At 39.9% G+C, this 19,284-nt stretch carries 16 protein-coding genes; 10 read left to right on the plus strand and 6 right to left on the minus strand.

Annotation, left to right across the window (positions count from 1 at the left end; genetic code table 11):
* Nucleotides 1-23 precede the first annotated feature (23 nt).
* From BUA72_RS06185 to BUA72_RS06215, 7 genes are all read left to right on the plus strand, one after another.
* Entirely contained in the window at nt 24-770 is a 747-nt protein-coding gene (locus BUA72_RS06185; protein ID WP_072922199.1) for a metallophosphoesterase, read from the plus strand.
* Nucleotides 771-858: 88 nt separating this feature from the next.
* A complete protein-coding gene (locus BUA72_RS06190) occupies nt 859-1,776 on the plus strand; it encodes a helix-turn-helix domain-containing protein (RefSeq protein WP_047453945.1) in 918 nt (305 codons plus the stop codon).
* A 240-nt stretch (nt 1,777-2,016) separates the two neighbouring features.
* Nucleotides 2,017-3,162, plus strand: coding sequence for an efflux RND transporter periplasmic adaptor subunit (locus BUA72_RS06195; protein ID WP_072922200.1), 1,146 nt, complete (start codon nt 2,017-2,019; stop codon nt 3,160-3,162).
* A 9-nt stretch (nt 3,163-3,171) separates the two neighbouring features.
* Nucleotides 3,172-6,312, plus strand: a complete 3,141-nt coding sequence (locus tag BUA72_RS06200; RefSeq protein ID WP_072922201.1) for an efflux RND transporter permease subunit — start codon at nt 3,172-3,174, stop codon at nt 6,310-6,312.
* A 17-nt stretch (nt 6,313-6,329) separates the two neighbouring features.
* Entirely contained in the window at nt 6,330-7,748 is a 1,419-nt protein-coding gene (locus BUA72_RS06205; protein ID WP_072922202.1) for an efflux transporter outer membrane subunit, read from the plus strand.
* A 58-nt stretch (nt 7,749-7,806) separates the two neighbouring features.
* The gene (locus BUA72_RS06210; RefSeq protein WP_072922203.1) at nt 7,807-8,361 is read left to right on the plus strand and encodes a DUF2652 domain-containing protein; all 555 of its coding nucleotides are present in this window, start codon (nt 7,807-7,809) and stop codon (nt 8,359-8,361) included.
* Nucleotides 8,362-8,695: 334 nt separating this feature from the next.
* Entirely contained in the window at nt 8,696-8,884 is a 189-nt protein-coding gene (locus BUA72_RS06215) for a hypothetical protein (RefSeq protein ID WP_139259541.1), read from the plus strand.
* Between the two features lie 190 nt (nt 8,885-9,074).
* On the opposite strand, the gene BUA72_RS06220 is transcribed toward BUA72_RS06215, so the two are convergent.
* Nucleotides 9,075-9,413 (minus strand): cupin domain-containing protein, encoded by a 339-nt coding sequence (locus BUA72_RS06220; RefSeq protein ID WP_072922505.1) that lies wholly within the window; start codon nt 9,411-9,413, stop codon nt 9,075-9,077.
* A 100-nt stretch (nt 9,414-9,513) separates the two neighbouring features.
* Here BUA72_RS06220 and BUA72_RS24180 point away from each other — a divergent pair, with 100 nt between their 5' ends.
* Entirely contained in the window at nt 9,514-9,909 is a 396-nt protein-coding gene (locus BUA72_RS24180; protein WP_072922205.1) for a hypothetical protein, read from the plus strand.
* A 310-nt stretch (nt 9,910-10,219) separates the two neighbouring features.
* On the opposite strand, the gene BUA72_RS06230 is transcribed toward BUA72_RS24180, so the two are convergent.
* From BUA72_RS06230 to BUA72_RS06250, 5 genes are all read right to left on the minus strand, one after another.
* Nucleotides 10,220-12,481, minus strand: coding sequence for a glycoside hydrolase family 3 C-terminal domain-containing protein (locus BUA72_RS06230; protein WP_072922206.1), 2,262 nt, complete (start codon nt 12,479-12,481; stop codon nt 10,220-10,222).
* A 422-nt stretch (nt 12,482-12,903) separates the two neighbouring features.
* The gene (gene metQ / locus BUA72_RS06235) at nt 12,904-13,722 is read right to left on the minus strand and encodes a methionine ABC transporter substrate-binding lipoprotein MetQ (protein ID WP_072922207.1); all 819 of its coding nucleotides are present in this window, start codon (nt 13,720-13,722) and stop codon (nt 12,904-12,906) included.
* An 87-nt stretch (nt 13,723-13,809) separates the two neighbouring features.
* Nucleotides 13,810-14,466, minus strand: coding sequence for a methionine ABC transporter permease MetI (metI, locus tag BUA72_RS06240; protein WP_034728027.1), 657 nt, complete (start codon nt 14,464-14,466; stop codon nt 13,810-13,812).
* Nucleotides 14,459-15,487, minus strand: a complete 1,029-nt coding sequence (locus tag BUA72_RS06245) for a methionine ABC transporter ATP-binding protein (RefSeq protein ID WP_072922208.1) — start codon at nt 15,485-15,487, stop codon at nt 14,459-14,461. Before BUA72_RS06245 ends, metI begins: the two co-directional genes overlap by 8 nt.
* A gap of 21 nt (nt 15,488-15,508) precedes the next feature.
* On the minus strand, nt 15,509-16,504 hold the full coding sequence (locus BUA72_RS06250; RefSeq protein ID WP_072922209.1) for an EamA family transporter: 996 nt from the start codon (nt 16,502-16,504) through the stop codon (nt 15,509-15,511).
* 617 nt (nt 16,505-17,121) lie between these two features.
* On the opposite strand from BUA72_RS06250, the gene BUA72_RS06260 reads away from it, so the two are divergent.
* On the plus strand, nt 17,122-17,415 hold the full coding sequence (locus tag BUA72_RS06260; RefSeq protein WP_072922210.1) for a GNAT family N-acetyltransferase: 294 nt from the start codon (nt 17,122-17,124) through the stop codon (nt 17,413-17,415).
* Nucleotides 17,416-17,662: 247 nt separating this feature from the next.
* Nucleotides 17,663-19,273 carry a Na+/H+ antiporter gene (locus BUA72_RS06265; RefSeq protein WP_072922211.1) on the plus strand — a complete coding sequence of 537 codons (1,611 nt, stop codon included), beginning with the start codon at nt 17,663-17,665 and terminating at the stop codon, nt 19,271-19,273.
* Nucleotides 19,274-19,284 lie beyond the last annotated feature (11 nt).

Below are 19,284 nucleotides of genomic sequence, written 5' to 3' on the forward strand. Positions count from 1 at the left end.
CCGGTTCTTTTTATTTTTGCAGAATGAAAATACAGATCATCAGCGACCTTCATCAGGAATTCGGATCGACTGATTTATGTTTTGATCATGCAGATGTTGTCGTATTGGCCGGAGATATTAATCTTGGGACCAAAGGTATTGAATGGATCAAATCAAAAATAAAAGATAAACCTGTCATCTATGTTCTGGGGAACCATGAATATTATAAAGGTTCTTATCCAAAAACGCTCGATAAAATCAAGCACGCTGCGGTAGATTCAACCATATTTGTTCTTGAAAATGAATCTGTGGATATTGACGGCGTTCGTTTTCACGGAGCAACACTGTGGACTGATTTTTCTATTTTTGGAGATCCCTTATACCACGGATTGGTTTGCCAGCCGGTAATGAATGATTACAAAAAGATCAGACGGGATCCTTCCTATTCAAAGATGAGGACCATTGATACATTTAAAATTCATCAGTTTTCAAAGCTTTGGTTAAAAGAAAGTCTGGAAAGCTCTGAGGGCTTACAAAATATTGTCGTTACCCACCACGCACCCAGTATTCAGTCTGTTCCGGAGCAGTATAAAGAAGATCCTGTAACTTCCGCCTATGCATCCAATCTGGAAGATTTTATTACAGAACATCAGCCGATGTATTGGATTCATGGGCACATACATACGCCATGCAGATACACTATTGGGAAAACCGAGGTGATCTGTAATCCACATGGCTATATCGATGAAAAATATAATGGTTTTGAAAAAGAGCTGATTATTGAATTGTAAAAATCGAAACATTTTATCTGTCCGTTAATCTTCCGGGTTTTGCCCTTTTCACTCAAATACCCTAATTTCGTAATCTAATCCATCCTCCATGGCGAAAAAGTCCACCGCAGACCCCTCAGAATTTGTCTCCCTGTTTACCTTTGAAGAACTTCTTCGGGACGTAGAGTTTGATCTCAGGGTAAAAGAATTTGTGGTCATGGAAATTGATAAGGCGAATTATCTCATCAAGCTTAATACACCGTACCGCTCAGACTATTTCTGTATTTTTATGGTGCAGGAGGGAAGTATCCGGTTCAGGCTGGATGACAAAAGCTATGATGTGTCTGAAGGGGATGTTATTTTTTGTCCTTTTTCAGAAATATTCTGGGTAGATATGATCTCAGAGGACTACAGAGCAAAATACATTTTTTTTTCCCTGGATTTTATTTCTGATGCCGGATTTAATTATAAATCAAATAATGTCCTGAAAAGTCTTTCATCAGATCCTACCCACATTATCAGAAATGAACCTGATCTGTACCGGAGAATGAATTTCCACCTTGATGAGCTGAAATCCCTGAATAACACGGAAAAGGAAGATTATTACTTCAATGAAATGATCTGGCATCACTTTTCGCTGGTGATTTATGAAATTGACAACTATTTCAAAAAGATTGAAAAACCCCATCAGGTCACTCACCGCGAGGATGAATTGACGACCAGTTTCTTTACTTTGGTTCGTGAACATTTCAAAGAAGAGCATAATGTACAGTTCTATGCCGACAAGCTCTGTATCAGCCGGAAATACCTGACTAAAGTGATTAATAAGACCATGTTCAAATCACCGAGAGATATTATTCACCAGGTACTGGCCATAGAAGCACGACTTCTTCTCAGGAATCCCAACCTGAATGTCAATAATGTAGCCGTACAGCTGAAGTTCTCCGATCAGGCGTCTTTCAGCAAATTCTTTAAAAAGCATGTTGGCAAGTCACCTTTAGAGTATAAAAAAGATGATTTGTATTGATAATCAATACTTTGTGTTTTTGTTGATTTGGATATTGATGTCTTTTTGCTAAATTAACACGGTTTTCTGATACAAAAAATGGAATTATGTTATTTACATATTCTATTGAAGGTAAATAATGACATTTCTCATGTTTTAAGAAATAAGGAGTCTTTTTGACAAAACAAGGAGTTTTTTGAGTATTTCGATTGAATTTTTTTAGGGCGAATTTTGCCCCGTAAATTTAAAAGGAATATTGTTATGCAGAGATTTTTTATCCAAAAATCAACTATACTTTTCCTCTCGCTGATTGTCTTGGCGGGATGCAGGAAAAACAATCAAAACCAGGCTTTTCAACAGCAGGCCCCCGAACTTCCGGTAGAAAAAGTGAAGCAGGGAGACGCTTCTGTTTCCAGAGAATATGCAGCCTCCGTGGAAGGAATCTCCAATGTGGAGATCAGACCGCAGGTTACGGGATATTTAAGCAAGATCTTCGTAGATGAAGGAGATTATGTGAGAGCGGGACAGCCTCTGTTCAAAATAGAAGACCAGATCTTCCGCGAGCAGATGAAAAGTGCTCAGGCAGCCCTGATCACTGCTCAGGCCAATCTTTCCACTTCCAAAATTGATCTCGACAGAAAAAAGGAATTATTAAGAAACAAAATGGTTTCTGATATCCAGGTGAAAGAAGCGGAAGCCAGTTATAACGCTGCAAGAGGAGCGGTAAGCCAGTCGGTTTCTGCCATTGAATCCGCAAAGATCAATCTTAATTTTTCTACGATCAAAGCACCGGTAAGTGGATTTATAGGAAGATTCAATTACCGTCTGGGAAGTTTGATGACGCCTTCCAACCAGGATCCGATCACGCTTTTGTCTGACATTCATGAGGTCTATACCTATTTCAGCATGAGTGAAAATGATTTTAACAGCTTCCAGAAGCAGCAGGCAGGAAGTAATATCAATGAGATCATCAAAAACACACCGGCAGTTTCCCTTCTGCTTTCAGGAGGCGAAAAATATGCACAGACCGGAAAAATAGATGCGGTGGAAGGACAGTTCAACAAAACCACAGGTTCCATCACGTTGAGAGCAAAATTCAACAACCCGGATAATCTTTTGAGAAGCGGAAATACCGGGAAAATCGTAATGGATCAGTTTTACAGCAACGTCGTTCTTCTGCCAATAGCTTCTACAAGAACCATTCAGGATAAGATCTTTGTGTTCTCTATCAAAGGAGGAAAAGCAGTGATGCTTCCGGTAGAAGTCACTGGAAAAGCTGGTACTGATTTCATCGTATCAAAAGGATTAAAGGCCGGTGACGAGTACATTGTAACAGGTTTCGACAGACTGCAGCCGGGAACTCCGGTCGTTGCTCAGAAAAAAAATGCTCAACCGAAAAAATCGTAAGAAAAAATCATGTTAAAGACCATTATAAAAAGACCCGTACTGGCAACGGTTATCTCCGTATTGCTCGTCATTTTGGGTATCGTCGGTATGATCAGTCTGCCGATCACTAAATTCCCTGATATTGCTCCGCCTACCGTAATGGTAACCGCAGTGTATCCGGGGGCCAATGCAGAAACAATCGCGAGATCCGTAGCACCGCCTTTGGAAAACGCCATCAACGGGGTGGAAAATATGGATTATATTACATCCACAGCCAGTAACGATGGTACTTTAAATATTACCGTCATCTTTAAACTGGGAACAGATCCGGATCAGGCTGCCATCAATGTTCAGAACAGGGTAGCGCAGGTGACCAACCAGCTTCCTGCAGAAGTTATCCAGGCCGGAATTACAACGGTGAAGAGACAGAACAGTATGACGGCCATAATTTCATTGACCAGCAAGGATGGTGCAATGGATGACCTCTTCCTTGAAAACTACGCAAAAATCAATGTTGTTCCCGAATTGAAAAGGGTAAAAGGAGTAGGAGATGCCATGGTATACGGAAACAAGGATTACTCCATGAGAGTATGGCTTGATCCGAATAAACTGACCTCATACAACCTTACCCCTTCAGATGTTTCGCGGGCGATTCAGGCTCAGAACCTTGAGGCGGCGCCGGGAAGATTCGGGGAAAGAAGTAAGGAAGCAATGGAATATGTTCTCCGTTACAAAGGAAAATTTACAGAACCCGAACAGTATGAAAATATTACCATCAAAGCATTAAGTGACGGTTCGGTTTTAAAATTAAAAGATGTTGCTAAAGTAGAATTCGGAGCCTATAGTTATACGGTTTCTTCTACATTTAATAAAAAGCCTTCGGTGACGATGGCGATTTTCCAGATGGCAGGATCTAATGCCAATGAGGTACAGATCGCGCTTCAGGACAGAATGAAGGAACTTGAAAAATCTTTTCCGGCGGGAATGAGTTATGAAATTCCTTATGCTACGAAAGAAGCTTTGGACCAGTCTATAGATCAGGTAATTCATACGCTGATAGAGGCATTTATCCTGGTATTCATCGTGGTATATATCTTCCTGCAGGATTTCCGTTCAACACTAATTCCGGCCATTGCAGTTCCGGTGTCTATTGTGGGAACGTTCTTCTTTATGAATTTGTTTGGGTTTTCTATTAATATCCTGACGTTGTTTGCCCTGGTACTGGCCATTGGTATTGTGGTGGATGACGCCATTGTCGTCGTGGAAGCAGTCCATGCTAAAATGGAACATAAAAAGCTCAACCCAAGGGCTGCGACCATGTCGGCGATGAGTGAAATCACGGGAGCTATTGTTTCAATTACGCTGATTATGTCTGCGGTATTCGTTCCGGTAGCCTTTATGAGTGGTTCCACAGGATTGTTTTACCAGCAGTTTGCATTAACACTGGCGATTGCGATTGTCATTTCAGCGGTTAATGCATTGACGCTGAGTCCGGCTTTGTGTGCTATATTTTTAAAGCAACATCATCCGGGAACACATGAAAAAATGAATTTCAAAGACCGTTTCTTTGCCGGTTTTAATGCAAATTTTAATAAACTGACCTTCCGTTATGGAAAAGCTATTCTCTTTTTATTAAAGAGAAAATGGGTGGCAGCAATCATCATCTTAGGATTTGGTGGACTGTTTGTATGGATGTCTATGACGACACCTAAAGGATTTATTCCTGATGAAGACCAGAGTTTTATCATTGTAACCGCCAATCTTGCGCCGGGAGCATCGAAAGACAGAACCACCAAAGTAGTTTCCGATACGGAAGACCTGCTGATGAAAAATCCGGCCATTGACAAAGTAATTACGGTAGACGGGCTGAATCTGTTCAGCGGATCCATGTCATCTTCAGCGGCTTCTATTTTCGTTAAACTGAAAAAAACGGAGGAAAGAGGAAATGTAAAAAATATCAATGACATTATCGGCCAGGTTCAGGGAGGACTTTCCCAGGATAAAAGAGCGAATTTCCTTGTCCTGAATACACCGACCGTAGATGGTTTCGGAAATACCAGCGGTATGGAGCTTGTGCTTCAGGACCGTACAAACGGAGAACTTCAGAATCTTGGAAATATCTCTTACGGAATGATGGGAGCATTGATGCAGAGACCGGAAGTGGCAGTAGCATTTACTACGTTTGATGTAACCTATCCACAGTTTGAAGTATTGGTAGATGAGGTGAAAGCAGCTCAGCTTGGTGTAAATGTTTCTGATGTATTAGGTGTGATGCAGGGCTATTACGGAAGTATTCAGTCTTCGGATTTCAACAGATTCGGGAAATATTACAGAGTACTGGTTCAGTCTACTCCGGAAATGAGACAAGACAAAGAATCACTGAACGGTATTTTCGTTAAAAATAATTCAGGCGAAATGGTTCCTATCAATACGCTGGTTAGCCTGAAGCAGGTGACAGGAGCAGAAGTGGTAGACCGTTTCAACCTGTTCAACTCTTCGAACTTAACCGTAATGCCGGCTCCGGGATTCAGTACGGGACAGGCGATGGCCGCTATTGATGAGGTGAGCAAGCAGGTGCTTCCTCCGGGATATACCTACGATTACAAAGGAATGAGCCGTGAAGAAGTAAGTGCGGGTTCACAGTCGGTGATGATCTTCGGATTGTGTATTGTCTTTGTATTCTTCCTTCTATCGGCGCAGTATGAAAGTTATGTGCTTCCGTTTGCTGTACTGATCGCTATTCCTGTAGGTCTATCAGGGGTATTTGTAGGAATTACGATGGCAGATCTTTCCAATAATATTTATGTTCAGATTGCTTTGGTGATGCTGATCGGGCTCTTAGCGAAAAACGGGATTCTGATTGTAGAATTTGCCATTCAGCGGAGAAGAGCAGGGAAAAGTCTTATCGCTTCTGCGGTAGAAGGAGCCAAAGCCCGTCTGCGCCCGATTCTGATGACTTCATTGGCATTTATTGCGGGACTTCTTCCGTTGCTGTTTGTTATAGGACCATCAGCGTTAGGAAACCATTCGATCGGATATGCAGCGGTTTCCGGAATGATCTTCGGAACTGTGTTAGGAATCTTTGTGGTTCCGGTGCTTTTTGTGGTCTTCCAGGCTTTACATGAAAGAATGAGCGGAAAAGTAATAACGGAAGCCGACTGGGAATATTAATCCAAATGATTATTAAAATGAATTCAATTAAAAATATAGTCTATATCGCATTGATCTCAGGAGCTGCCGTTTCGTGCAAAGTTCAGAAATTTGAACAGCCCGAAGTGAAAATGCCTGAAGCTTTCAGAAATGACAGCATTATTGCGGACGCTCAGGAAAATATAGCAAAGACCAGCTACAGGGACTTTTTTAAAGATCCGGTGTTGGTGGGTCTTATCGACAAAGCCATTGCACAGAATAATAATTTTCTTGTGGCATTAAAACAGATAGAATACGCCTCCCTTGCTTATAACCAAAGCAAGTGGGGGAATGTTCCCACGATCAGCGCTACGGTTGCGAATGCGAGCATCAGCCGTCCTTCAGACAACAGTATGAACGGAATGATGGCCGGACAGTTCATGGGAAGAAAGTATACGGAAGATTATACCACGTCTGTCAACATTTCATGGGAAGCAGATATCTGGGGGAAGATCAGAGGAAGAAAAGAGCAGGCTCTGACAGAATATCTTAAAACCCAGGAAGCAGCAAAAGCTGTGAAAACCCAGCTGGTCGCTTCAGTGGTGCAGGGATATTACAACTTACTGATGCTGGATACCCAATTGCAGATTACAAAATCGAATCTGGAATATTCCGATACAACGTTGAAGTTTTTAACCAAGCAGCAGGAACTAGGCTTAACGACGGCTCTTGCTGTGCAGCAACAGGAAATTGTGAAAGATCAGATCTTAAAAACAGTTCCTGCTATTGAAAGTTCTATCGCAGTTCAGGAAAACGCATTGAGTCTTTTGACAGGTTCAATGCCAGATAAGATTGAAAGAAGTGCAAGTCTGAATAATGTACAGTCGCCGGACCGCATTGCAGCAGGAATTCCATCAGAACTGTTAAGCTACAGACCGGATATTAAAACGGCTGAACTCGAAGTCAGAAAAAGTGCCGCTGCGATTCATGTGGCGAAAATGAGTATGTATCCTTCTCTGAATATTACCGCTCAGGGTGGATTGAATGCTTTTCAGGCAAGTCATTGGTTCAGTGTTCCCGGTTCGCTTTTCGGAATGGCGGCAGGAATGATTGCACAGCCTATTTTAAACGGAAAACAATTAAAGACCCAATACGAACAGTCTAAAGTGCTGGCGGATCAGGCTGAAATTAATTTTAAACAGTCCGTTTTAAAAGCGGTTGGAGAAGTTTCTGATGCACTGGTACAGATCCAAAAGTTGGAAGAACAGCAGAAAATTGCAGAAGGATTAGCTGCAAAATCCGGTGAAGCGGTGAAAAAAGCTGATATTTTATTTAAATACAATTCAGCAACCTATGTAGAGGTGATTATCGCGCAAAGCAATAAGCTTCAGGCAGAACTGGATCTGGCTTCCCTGAAAGCCCAGCGCTTAAACGCCATTACTTCTCTGTACAGAGCGGTGGGCGGCGGCTGGCAGTAAAGTAAAATGAAACCTGCTTCGTCTATAAGGATGCAGCAGGTTTTTAAACTAAATCATTATGAAGAATACAAATATACATGAGGGTATTATTCTTATTCCTGATTTCAGCGGGTTTACTGAATTTGTGTTCAATACAAAACTTTATACAGGAGAATATATTGTAAGACAACTACTATCTACGCTGATCGATATGAATGATCAGTATTTTGAAATTTCAGAGATCGAGGGCGATGCCATTTTATTTTACAGATACGATGACAAACCTTCTTATGAGAGTATTTCAACGATACTTTGGAAAATGCGGAATGCTTTTAACCAAAAGATAAAGGAACTGAGTAAAGAGCTCAGTATGTCTATAGATATGTCGCTGAAGTTCATTGTACACTATGGAAAATTTTCGCAGTATACGATCGGAAGTTTTAAAAAGCTTTATGGAAAAACGGTAGTGGAAGCCCATCAGATGCTGAAAAATGAATTTGCCGAACAGCCGTCGTATGCCCTGTTCAGTCATTCTTTTTTAGAAAACAGCGGAAACAGGGAGTCAGAAACCCATACACAGAAATATCATCTTCCGGAAGGTGGAATGATTCATTATTTTGAGAGTGTCAACTAGCATATCTATTTTTTAATCCTTGTAAATTTGCTATGCGTGCCCGGGTGAGATCCGGGCATTTTTTGTGGCTTATGCAGTGGCGGATTTCAGCTAAAAGAAACAGGAGGTAAGAAAATCTGAACTTCATTCTCTCTCCAAAATTCATACTGAATCAAAATGCTTCCTTTAAAATAAATAAGGTGTTGTTTTTTTAGTAATAATAAATCACTTATTTGTGTTTTAATTTAATTTTATTAAAATTAAATTAAAAATGTTCTTATTTTTTGACTTTTTTATTTATTTTTTCAATAAAAAGTGCTATGTTTACAATTCAGTCAAATTAAAGATTTATACTATGAAAAGAAAACTAACGAGAAAAGAATTGAAAAACACAACGGGATCAGGACCCCTTAAACCAGAAACGGGAATAGAAACAGGTGATCCAACAGGTGTTGCATGTGGAGGTTCGCACTGTCCTGATGACAGCTACAGATGTTGTTATCACCGTGCCGGAAATTATTGCAGCACATCTACATGTATGTAATCAGATATTGCCCTCTTTTTTTAAGGGGGCTTTTTGTTCCTATTCTTTAAGAACAGTGACCCGCTCTATCTGCTCATTTTTAAACTATTGGTTTTATAGGGAAATCAGAAAATGAACAAGTCATTTCTTATCTTTGATAGTATCATTTGATACTATCAAATGATACTATCAGGTTTTGATGCAATCATGCTTAAATCCCTTCCACTCTCGATGTTTGATCCTGTAGATTCAGACTCAGTCTCACCATACTTTCTTCCATGGCTCTAAGATCATGAATTTGGTTGGCAGGCAGAGCGATCATCATTCCTTTCTTTAATGGATAGCGCTGACCATCGGTTCCAAAATCAATACTTCCTTCCAGAATCTGTACTACGATGGGATAGGGAGCTTTATGTTCTTTCATTTCCTGTCCTTTGCGGAAAAGGATTCTTATTTCTTTGGCAAGATCTGTTTTGATCATTATTTTTATAGCAGGTTTATGACCGTCTTCATAGTGTAATTCTTCGTAAAATGATGCAGTGTATACCATGATATGTATTTTGGAATTTAATACCATTAATTTACGGAAAATATCAGTGAAGTTTTATATGATCTATACCCATGTTTTTACTAAACTTGTGATTTAAAAGATGAGACAAACCCTATTTTATTTTTTATTGTGTTCTTTAATTACTGTAAGCTGTACGGCTGACAAAGAAGATTTGATTGGACGATACTCCTATCATAGTAATCAACTTACTGATTCGTTGATCTTAAAGGATGATCTGTACATTCATAAAATATTCAATAAGGATTCATTGATGTATGAAGGAAGCGGGAATTGGAATTTAGACGCAAATAGAATCACACTGATGAAATTCTACAATAATGAAAATGATCCGATAGAAGAACCGTTATCCAATGAAGCAGCTGAAAAATTTCTGATGCGCGTTTCCTGTCCTGTTTATAAAAAGGGTAAAGAGATTATCATTGAAATCAATGCTGACGAAGGAATTGAATATAAAAAAGAAGCTGAAAAGAAATAAATTTTATAAGTAGCTCTTTCAACCTGTAATACCGACGAATCATTGACCTAAGAAACTGGAGCGTCAAGAAAATGAATTCTGTGAACGTTAAAAAAACGCTTCTGTCTGAGTGCGGGACAAATCCTGATTCTCAATATATAGTGTTACCGCACGAGTTTAGAGTTTTTAGAGAACAGATTTCATTTTTAGCGGAAGGTTCTAAGTCTTGAATTTTTGGTTCATTTTGCTTCAAGGCAAAAGAACAAATTATAGAATAAAAAAAAAGCAGATCCCATAGAACCTGCTTAGATATTTAAATATATTAATAAAACTACTTCAACGTAAACTTCACTTTCGTCTTAACTGCATCAGAAGAATTCCCGATCTGCGCCTCAAAATCTCCAGGCTCAGCCGTCCATTCATGCTTATCTGCATCAAAATAGCTCAATGCCGTTTTATCAATCGTGAACGTCACTTCTTTCTGCTCACCGGGATTTAAATATACCTTTTCAAAACCTTTCAGTTCCTTTGCAGGACGTGGTACAGAAGCTTTGATATCGCTTATGTATAACTGTGCAACTTCCGCACCGGCTTTCTTCCCTGTATTTTTTACAGTCACCGTGAAAGTGATCTTATCGTCTGGAGACATCACCGTTTTATCAGCAGTAGCCTTTCCAAACTCAAAGGTTGTATAACTTAAACCATGCCCGAAGCTGAACAAAGGTTTGATTTTCTTCGTGTCATGCCAACGGTATCCTACAAAAACACCTTCGTTATACGTAATATTGATTGGGTTTTTCTGGTCTTTTCCTTTTCCGGCAGCCAGTTCGTCTTTCTGTCCTGGATATTCTCCCAATTGGTGTGCTGAATTATCTTCAAGTTTCACAGGGAAAGTAAACGGAAGCTTCCCGGAAGGATTCGCATCACCTGCCAAAACAGAAGCGATAGAATTTCCTGCCTCAGAACCCAGATACCACGACTGAAGAACAGAAGGAACCTCTTTAATCCAAGGCATTGCTACCGCGTTTCCGGAAACCAAAACTACAGCAAGATTTTTATTCGCTTTTGCTAATGCTGAGATCACGTTATCCTGATTGTAAGGAAGTCCGTAGCTTTTTCTATCATTACCTTCACTGTCCTGGAAGTCTGCTTTATTCAGGCCTCCCACGAAAATAACATAGTCGGATTTTTTGGCTAATTCTACAGCTTCGTTCAGTAATTCTGCTGCAGAACGGTCGTCTTTTAAGTTCTGTCCGGATTTTACCCCGTTGTATTCTCCGCCGATGTCTCCTACATAACCTCTCGCATACTGCACATCCGCCTGTTTTCCAAATCTGGATTTGATTCCGTCTAATGGAAGCGTTTCATATTTTACTTTTAAAGAAGAAGAACCACCACCAACAGTCATGATTTTGATGGCATTTTCACCGATAACGGCAATTTTTTTAGCTTTATTAATATCGATAGGAAGTACATTTCCCTGATTTTTTAGCAATACAATTCCTTCTTCTCCAATCTCTTTGGCTACCGCTTTATGTTCTTCAGAAGCAATATTCCCGAAAGGTTTGTTCCTGTTCATCGTCGTTTTATAGGCTAAACGAAGGAGTCTGGTTACTTTGTCGTCAAGTTCCTGAGTTCCTGCTTTTCCTGCTTTGATGAGGTCTAAATAAGGTTTTGCTAAATAATAATTGTCGTAAGCATTTTTAGTACCGGCAGAAAGTCCGTTCGTCCAGCTCCCGAATTCAAGATCCAGTCCGTTGTGAATGGCCTGCTCCGTATTGTTGACCGCTCCCCAGTCGGAAACCACAACTCCTTTATAGCCCCATTCTTTTTTCAGAATGTCATTTAAAAGATATTGATTTTGACTGGCATATTGGTTTTTGTACATGTCATAGGCGCCCATGATCGTCCATGAATCTCCTTCAGTGACCGCCGCTTTGAAAGGGGGGAGATAAATTTCATAAAGCGTTCTGTCATCAATATTGACATTGCTCGTATGACGGAACATTTCCTGATTGTTCAATGCAAAATGCTTCACAGAAGTCGCCACACCATTGGATTGTACCCCTTTGATGTAAGGAACCACCATTTTTGAAGTTAAGTAAGGGTCTTCGCCCATATATTCGAAGTTTCTACCGTTCAGTGGTGTTCTGTAGATATTGACACCAGGTCCCAGAAGAATATCTTTTTTTCTGTATCGGGCTTCTTCGCCCAGAGCTTTCCCGTAATTCCAGGACATTTTTTTGTTCCATGTTGCAGAAAGTGCCGTCAGGGCAGGGTAGGCGATGATTGAGTCATTCGTCCATCCGGCCTGGTCCCATTCGTCCCACATCACTTCCGGACGTACCCCGTGAGGTCCGTCTGTAGTCCAGAATTCAGGAATTCCCAGTCTTGGAACACCGGGTGAACTGAACTTGGACTGTGCATGCAGCATAGCCACTTTTTCTTCCACGGTCATTCTCGAAAGAGCATCCTGAATACGTTGCTCTACAGGTTTTGATTCATCTAAATAAACGGGTTGAGTATGAGTCTGAGCCATATACGAAGCAGCAATAAAAGTGAATAAACTTACAATGGCGGTTTTCTTGAACATAAAATGCCTTTTTATTGATTAACAACAAAAGTAAGTAAAATTTTTATTATCTCAAATTGAGAAAATGGATTTTAATCAATAAATAGTTGATTCCGAGTTCTGAAGTTTGAGAGTCGGAGGGTTTTAGGGTACGGGATGTGTGTTACGGGTTTGTGAGTTTGAGAATCGGAGGGTTTTAGGGTTTAAGCGTTGTGGGGTGTAGGTTGCAGGTTCTGAGGTAAATGTTTGAAGTAGTAAAGAGAGAAAAAAACATTGAATGACAAATATCTGGCAGCTGAGGCTTCCCAAGCCACCAGTCCTGTCTCTTTATCTGAAAAAAAGTAAATCTATATTATGGAATCTACCCCAAAACTCAAAACCCGCAACAAACTCATCCATCATCATTTATAACTCATCCCCTATTACTCATTGCTAATTACTCATTACTCATGATTTTCCCATCCCTTCACCGCACCGCCTTTGAAGATCTCTTCAGCTTTTTTAGCCACTTCATCAGACTGATAAGCCTTAACAAAGTTTTTCACTTTGGCGGAATTTTTATTGTCATGGGTAGCAACGATGACGTTCACGTAGGGAGAATCTTTATCCTCGCTGAAAACGCCCTGTTTAGCTGGGTCTAATCCTGCCTGTGATGCAAAATTATTGTTGATAATAGCGATAACCACTTCTTTATCATCCAGAACTCTCGGAAGCTGCGGAGCCTCAATTTCGAGAATCTTCAACTGTTTTGGATTTTCGGTGATGTCAGTGACTTTTGGAAGAAGTCCGACGCCTTCTTTTAATTTTAAAAGTCCGTTTTTCTGCAGAAGTAGGAGAGAGCGTCCCTCATTGGTGGGGTCATTCGGAATAACGATCGTGCTTCCATTCTGAAGCTGGCTGATGGTTTTGATCTTCTTTGAATAGGCAACAATAGGATAGACAAAAGTATTTCCAACTACGGCCAGTTTGTAGCCTCTCTGCTTCGACTGTTCGTTCAAATAAGGAACATGCTGGAAAGCATTGGCTTCAATATCTCCGTTGTTCAAAGCCTCATTTGGGACTACATAATCATTGAAGGGAATCAGTTCCACATCAAGATTGTATTTTTCTTTAGCTACTTTTTTGGCAGCTTCAGCGATTTCAAGTTCCGGACCGTAAGTAATTCCTACCACGATGTGATTTGGGTCATCTTTCTTTCCTGAACATGCATTGAATAGGAGGAGTCCGGCCGCTAAAACGGCTATGGTTTTTATCTTTTTCATTAGAATTTTTTATGATGAAAAGGTGGCTTCGAGTGCCTCAGCCACCTTTTTATTATTAGATTTATATTTTTAATTTCCATCTTTAACTTACCTGTGATCAAATTTCTTCGCCAACCTGTCCCCTGCAAACTGTATGATAAACACCAGTGCTACCAAAAGGACCAATACCACATTCATAATCACAGCATCATAGCCGATATAACCATACTGATAGCCAATCTGTCCCAATCCACCGGCTCCTAGCGCTCCACCCATTGCAGAATACCCCACCAAAGTGATCAGGGTGATCGCTGCATTGTTGATCAGGGAAGGAAGTGCTTCCGGAAGCAATACTTTCTGAATAATCTGTAAAGGAGACGCACCCAAAGCTCTGGCCGTTTCTATCAGACCATGCGGAACTTCAAGAAGGCTGTTTTCCACCAGTCTGGCGATAAACGGAGCTGCCCCAACACTTAACGGAACCAAAGCGGCATTCATACCGATGGAAGTCCCAATGATTACCCTGGTGAAAGGAATCATCCAGACAATTAAAATAATAAATGGAATAGACCTGAAAATATTAACCAGAATAGAAATAATCCTGTAATAAATTTTATTCTCCAGCAGCTGTCCTTTTCTTGTTAAAAACAGTAAAATTCCTACCGGAAGACCTAAAACAAATCCAAAAAATCCTGAAACAAACGTCATGTAAACCGTTTCCCAAAGTCCCTTTCCCAAAAGAGCAATTACCGAGTCACTAAGCATATCCTTTTACTGTATTTTGAATTTTATTCTGGTTTAAATAATAGATCGCCTGCTGGTTTTCCTCGGTTTCACCTTGCAAATGAAGCAGGAGTTTCCCGAAGTTGGAATTGCCGAGATATTCCACATCAGCTTTCAGAAGTCGGTAAGGGATTTTATATTGGTCATAAAGCGTTGAAAGCAGTTTTTCAACACTGATATGTTCATTGAGTTCTATTTCAACCAGCGGAAATAAACCATCCTGTGGTTCTTTCTGCAGTTTTTTATTGAGTTCCTGAGGAATCGTCATGATATCTGAATTTATAAATTGTCGGATCACCGGATTTTCTTTATCCGAGATGATCTCGCTTAATGTTCCTTTTGCTAATAATTTTCCTTTGTCGATGACAGCCACGTGATTGCAGACAGCCTTGATAACTTCCATTTCATGCGTGATCAGCAGAATAGTAATCCCAAGTCTTTGATTGATATCCCTTAAAAGCTGCAGAATGGATTGTGTAGTCGCTGGATCCAGTGCGCTGGTAGCTTCGTCACAGAGAAGAAGGTACGGATCATTGGCCAGTGCCCTTGCGATGGCTACTCTCTGTTTTTGACCTCCGGAAAGACTTCTGGGATAATCGTTGGCTTTGTCTTCCAGTCCTACAATTTTCAGTAGTTCATTGACTTTTCTGTTAATCTCATCTTTACTGACATGATCCAGTTCCAATGAAAGTGCGACATTATCAAAAACCGTTCTCGATGAAAGCAGATTGAAATGCTGGAAGATCATCCCGATTTTTTTTCGTTCGGCAGCAAGCTGTTTTGAGTTTAACTGAATAAAATCCTTTCCGTTGATGATGATCTGGCCTTCGTCAGGTCTTTCCAGAAGATTGACGGTACGGATCAGGGTGCTTTTTCCGGCTCCGGAAAATCCTATGATCCCCACAATATCTCCTTTTTCAATACTGAGACTCACCTGATCCAGTGCTTTGAAAGACTGCTTTTTCTGATGAAATGTCTTTGAAATGTTTTTGATCTCTATCATTTTTAATGTATAGTTTTAATTTTAAATAGGCTGATACGGTCGTACCGTCTTATTGACCAATCGCTTCAGTTTTCTTATTTTTACTTTTGAGCGTTTCGAAAGCCTGAAATATTTGGTGACGTTGGTTAATAAAACGCCCAATAATATCACAGATAATCCATACAATTGGCTTCCGTTAATGGTTTGTCCTGCTACGATCCAGCCCGCAAATACCGTAACGATAGGGTTGATGTAGGTATGCGTACTTACCAAAGCCGCAGGTTTTACAGAAAGCAGCCATATATAAGATAGATAAGCGACGATCGATCCGAAGAACACCAGAAACAGTACACCAGCCCATGCCGATACAGGAACATTGGAGAATGAAAAACCGTGCCATTCTTGTCTGAATGATGCAATAATAAATGCAGCAACCCCCGCTGTGATCAGCTGTTGTGCAATATTCATAAAGGTAGACTGCGAAGCCGGATTTTTCTTTGAATATAAAGATCCCAAAACCCAGGCCACTGAACTTAATGCCAGTACAATAAAGGCTGTGATTCTCAGGTTTCCGTCTACTGCCGTGTGGTGTGCGCTGGAAACACTTCCTTTCAGGAATAATATTAAGCCCACAAAACCTATGATTAATCCTATTGGAATAAATTTATCTGAGAAATAATACTTCCAGTTTTTCTTATCAATTGCAATGAACCAGAAAGGACCTGTTGCAATGGCAATTGCTGCTTCAGAAGCTGATACATACTGTTCACCCCAGGCTACCAGACCTGTTCCACCAGTAAGAATCAATATTCCAGTGATGGCATTTTTTTTCCAGTTGATCAGGGAATTGGCTTTTTCACCCTTAGCCAGCAGCCATCCGATCATCATCAGTCCAGCCGCCAGAAAACGGAACCCGGAAAGGATAAAAGGTGGAAATCCTTTCAGACCAAATGAAATCGCGAGGAATGTAATTCCCCAAATGACGTAAATATTGATAAATGCCACCGGCACCAGCCAGCTGTTTTTAGAAGTGCTCATTCTGTATGTTTTTTGTGTGATGGGTAAAAATAAAAAGGCCCTACAACGTGGTAAGGCCTCTGAAATATGTGATATAAAAGTAAGGTCAGCCACGGAATTTCTGATGCATAGGCATACAGTTGCACATCATCATAGTTTTGATGTTTTGTTTCTTAATGGATTGATGTTTAGATCCTTGTTTCATTTTATTTTCTTTTCCTGAATACGGTTGCAAATATAGGGCATATATTTTTATTAGTCCACTAAAAAGATAGACTTTTTGATATTTTTTATCTTAAAACTATTTAATGTGTTGTTTTTCAATTGTTTAATTTTAACTGATTAATAACAGGAATAGATATAATTCTATTATTGACAGAGAACAAAATCACGAAAAATTGAATTTTGTTATTTTAAACCTGATATTACTACAGAAAGAAGATGGTAAATTGTCACTTATTAAAACTGTTAAATGTGTAGCATTTTCAGACTTTATAGTTTAACATCAAAGTAAAACGAGAGAAAAAATAGAATTTCAGAATGATAAAATAACAAAGCTTTACCGAAATTATCATAGATCATTACTCAGTTTTACCAAAGAACCTAATTTTGAAATATTAATTTAAAAGAATAAAAAAATGGAAAGAACAGAAATAGTTTTAGGAAATGTAAGAGGAGAGATCCAGCTTTTCTCAGACGATCATAAAGCAGGTAAAATGGATATTTCAGTGATCGGAAAAAAACTAACCGTTTACCACACGGAAGTCAATCCTGAACACGAAGGAAAAGGCTTTGCCAAAATATTACTGGAAAGACTGGTTTCCTATGCAAGAGAAAATGATTTGAAAATCGTACCGCTTTGTCCATATGTTCACTTACAGTTCAAGCGTCATCCGGATGAATACAATGATGTCTGGTTAAAAGAAGATTAAGACATTGTACAGCTAATTATACGTACAATCAACAGATATGATTGTGTGTACACAAAATACATTACCTGTATCTTAAAAAAAAGGAATACATTATTCAATAGGAGCGGGCTTCAGCCCGCTTAAATTAGCCCGGCAATAAATCGGCTTTAGCCAAAACCTAGAGTACCCAAAAGTTATCAAACGTCAACCAGATCTAAGCTCTAACATCTAGCATCTAATATCTAACTTCTAAAATCTAAACTAAAAAATGCACGAACACCTACTTTTAATACTCGGACTCCTACTCGTCGTCATGCTATTGGTTATGCTGGCACAGCGCATCAAAATTGCCTATCCTATATTTCTGGTATTGGCTGGATTGGGAATCAGTTTTATTCCAGGAGTTCCCGTTTTAAAATTAGATCCGGAGATTATCTTTCTGATATTTTTACCACCACTTTTATACGAAGCGGCGTGGTACACTTCCTGGAATGATTTCTGGAAATGGAAACGGACCATTTCGTTAATGGCTTTCGGGTTAGTATTTTTAACCTCCATTGTTGTGGCTTTTGCTGCTCAGTCTATCATTCCGGGATTCACACTGGCTCTAGGATTTCTGTTGGGTGGAATTGTTTCACCACCGGATGCTGTTGCCGCGACTACGGTTTTAAAAGGTTTAAAAGTTCCGAAAAGAACCATTGCTATGCTGGAAGGAGAAAGTCTGATCAATGATGCATCATCATTAATTGTTTTCAGATTTGCTTTAGTGGCTGTGATGACGGGCGTTTTTTCCATGCAGGAAGCCACCGGACAGTTTTTTCTTGTTGCAGGAATGGGAGTTGTGGTAGGTATCGTGGGAGCCCATATTTTCTATGCCATTCATCGCTTTCTCCCGACTACTCCGGCGATTGATGCGGCATTGACGGTGATGACACCCTATATTTTGTTTTTGGGAGCGGAGCATTTTCACTTTTCCGGAGTGATGGCGGTAGTGAGTGGCGGATTATTCATGTCGTTCCGTGCTCACGAAATTTTTAAAACGGGAACCACGAGAATCAATATGACAGGAGTCTGGAACACATTGATTTTCGTGATGAATGCTTTAGTGTTTGTCTTGATCGGATTGGAACTTCCCGATATTATCAATGGTCTGGGTGAAACTTCTTTGATGGACGGTATAAAGTATGGTTTAATCATCAGTTTAATCGTGATTGTTGTCCGTTTGCTTTGGATTTATCCAGTGGCTCATATTCCTAGATGGCTGAGTAAAAAAGTACGTCAGGACCCAAGTCCGGGCTGGAAAAACCCTTTAATCATCGGTTGGGCTGGGATGCGCGGCGTGGTTTCTTTGGCTACAGCGCTGTCAATTCCGGTAATGATGAATGACCAAGCTGAGTTTCCGTTGAGAAACTTAATTATTTTCATAACGTTCGTGGTCATTTTTGTGACATTGGTTTTTCAGGGGTTAACACTTCCTTTGATTATTAAATTAACCAAAATTGGAGAAATTGATCCTATTTTACCGTCTCATGAGCAGCAGACAGGAATTCAGATCAGACTGGATCATTTGGCTGTCGACAGATTGAATGAAAAATATGAAAAAAGCTTAACCGGTAATAGTCTGGTTGGGAATTTAAAAGAAAATCTGCAAAACGATATCAAACTTCACGAGAACCACCTAAGTTCTCTGGAAATGTGCACCAACAGGCAGAATGACCTCAAAGAATATCATGAAATCATGTTGGATATTTTTGCCATACAACGGAAGGAATTATTCAGGCTCAAAAGAGAAAAACTATTCAGTGATGATGAGATCCGGAAAGCAGAATCTCAATTGGATTTAAATGAATTAAAGATAACAGGAAACAGGCATCTGTAATTCTAAAGCTT

Source organism: Chryseobacterium sp. OV279 (assembly GCF_900128945.1).
Classification (GTDB): domain Bacteria; phylum Bacteroidota; class Bacteroidia; order Flavobacteriales; family Weeksellaceae; genus Chryseobacterium.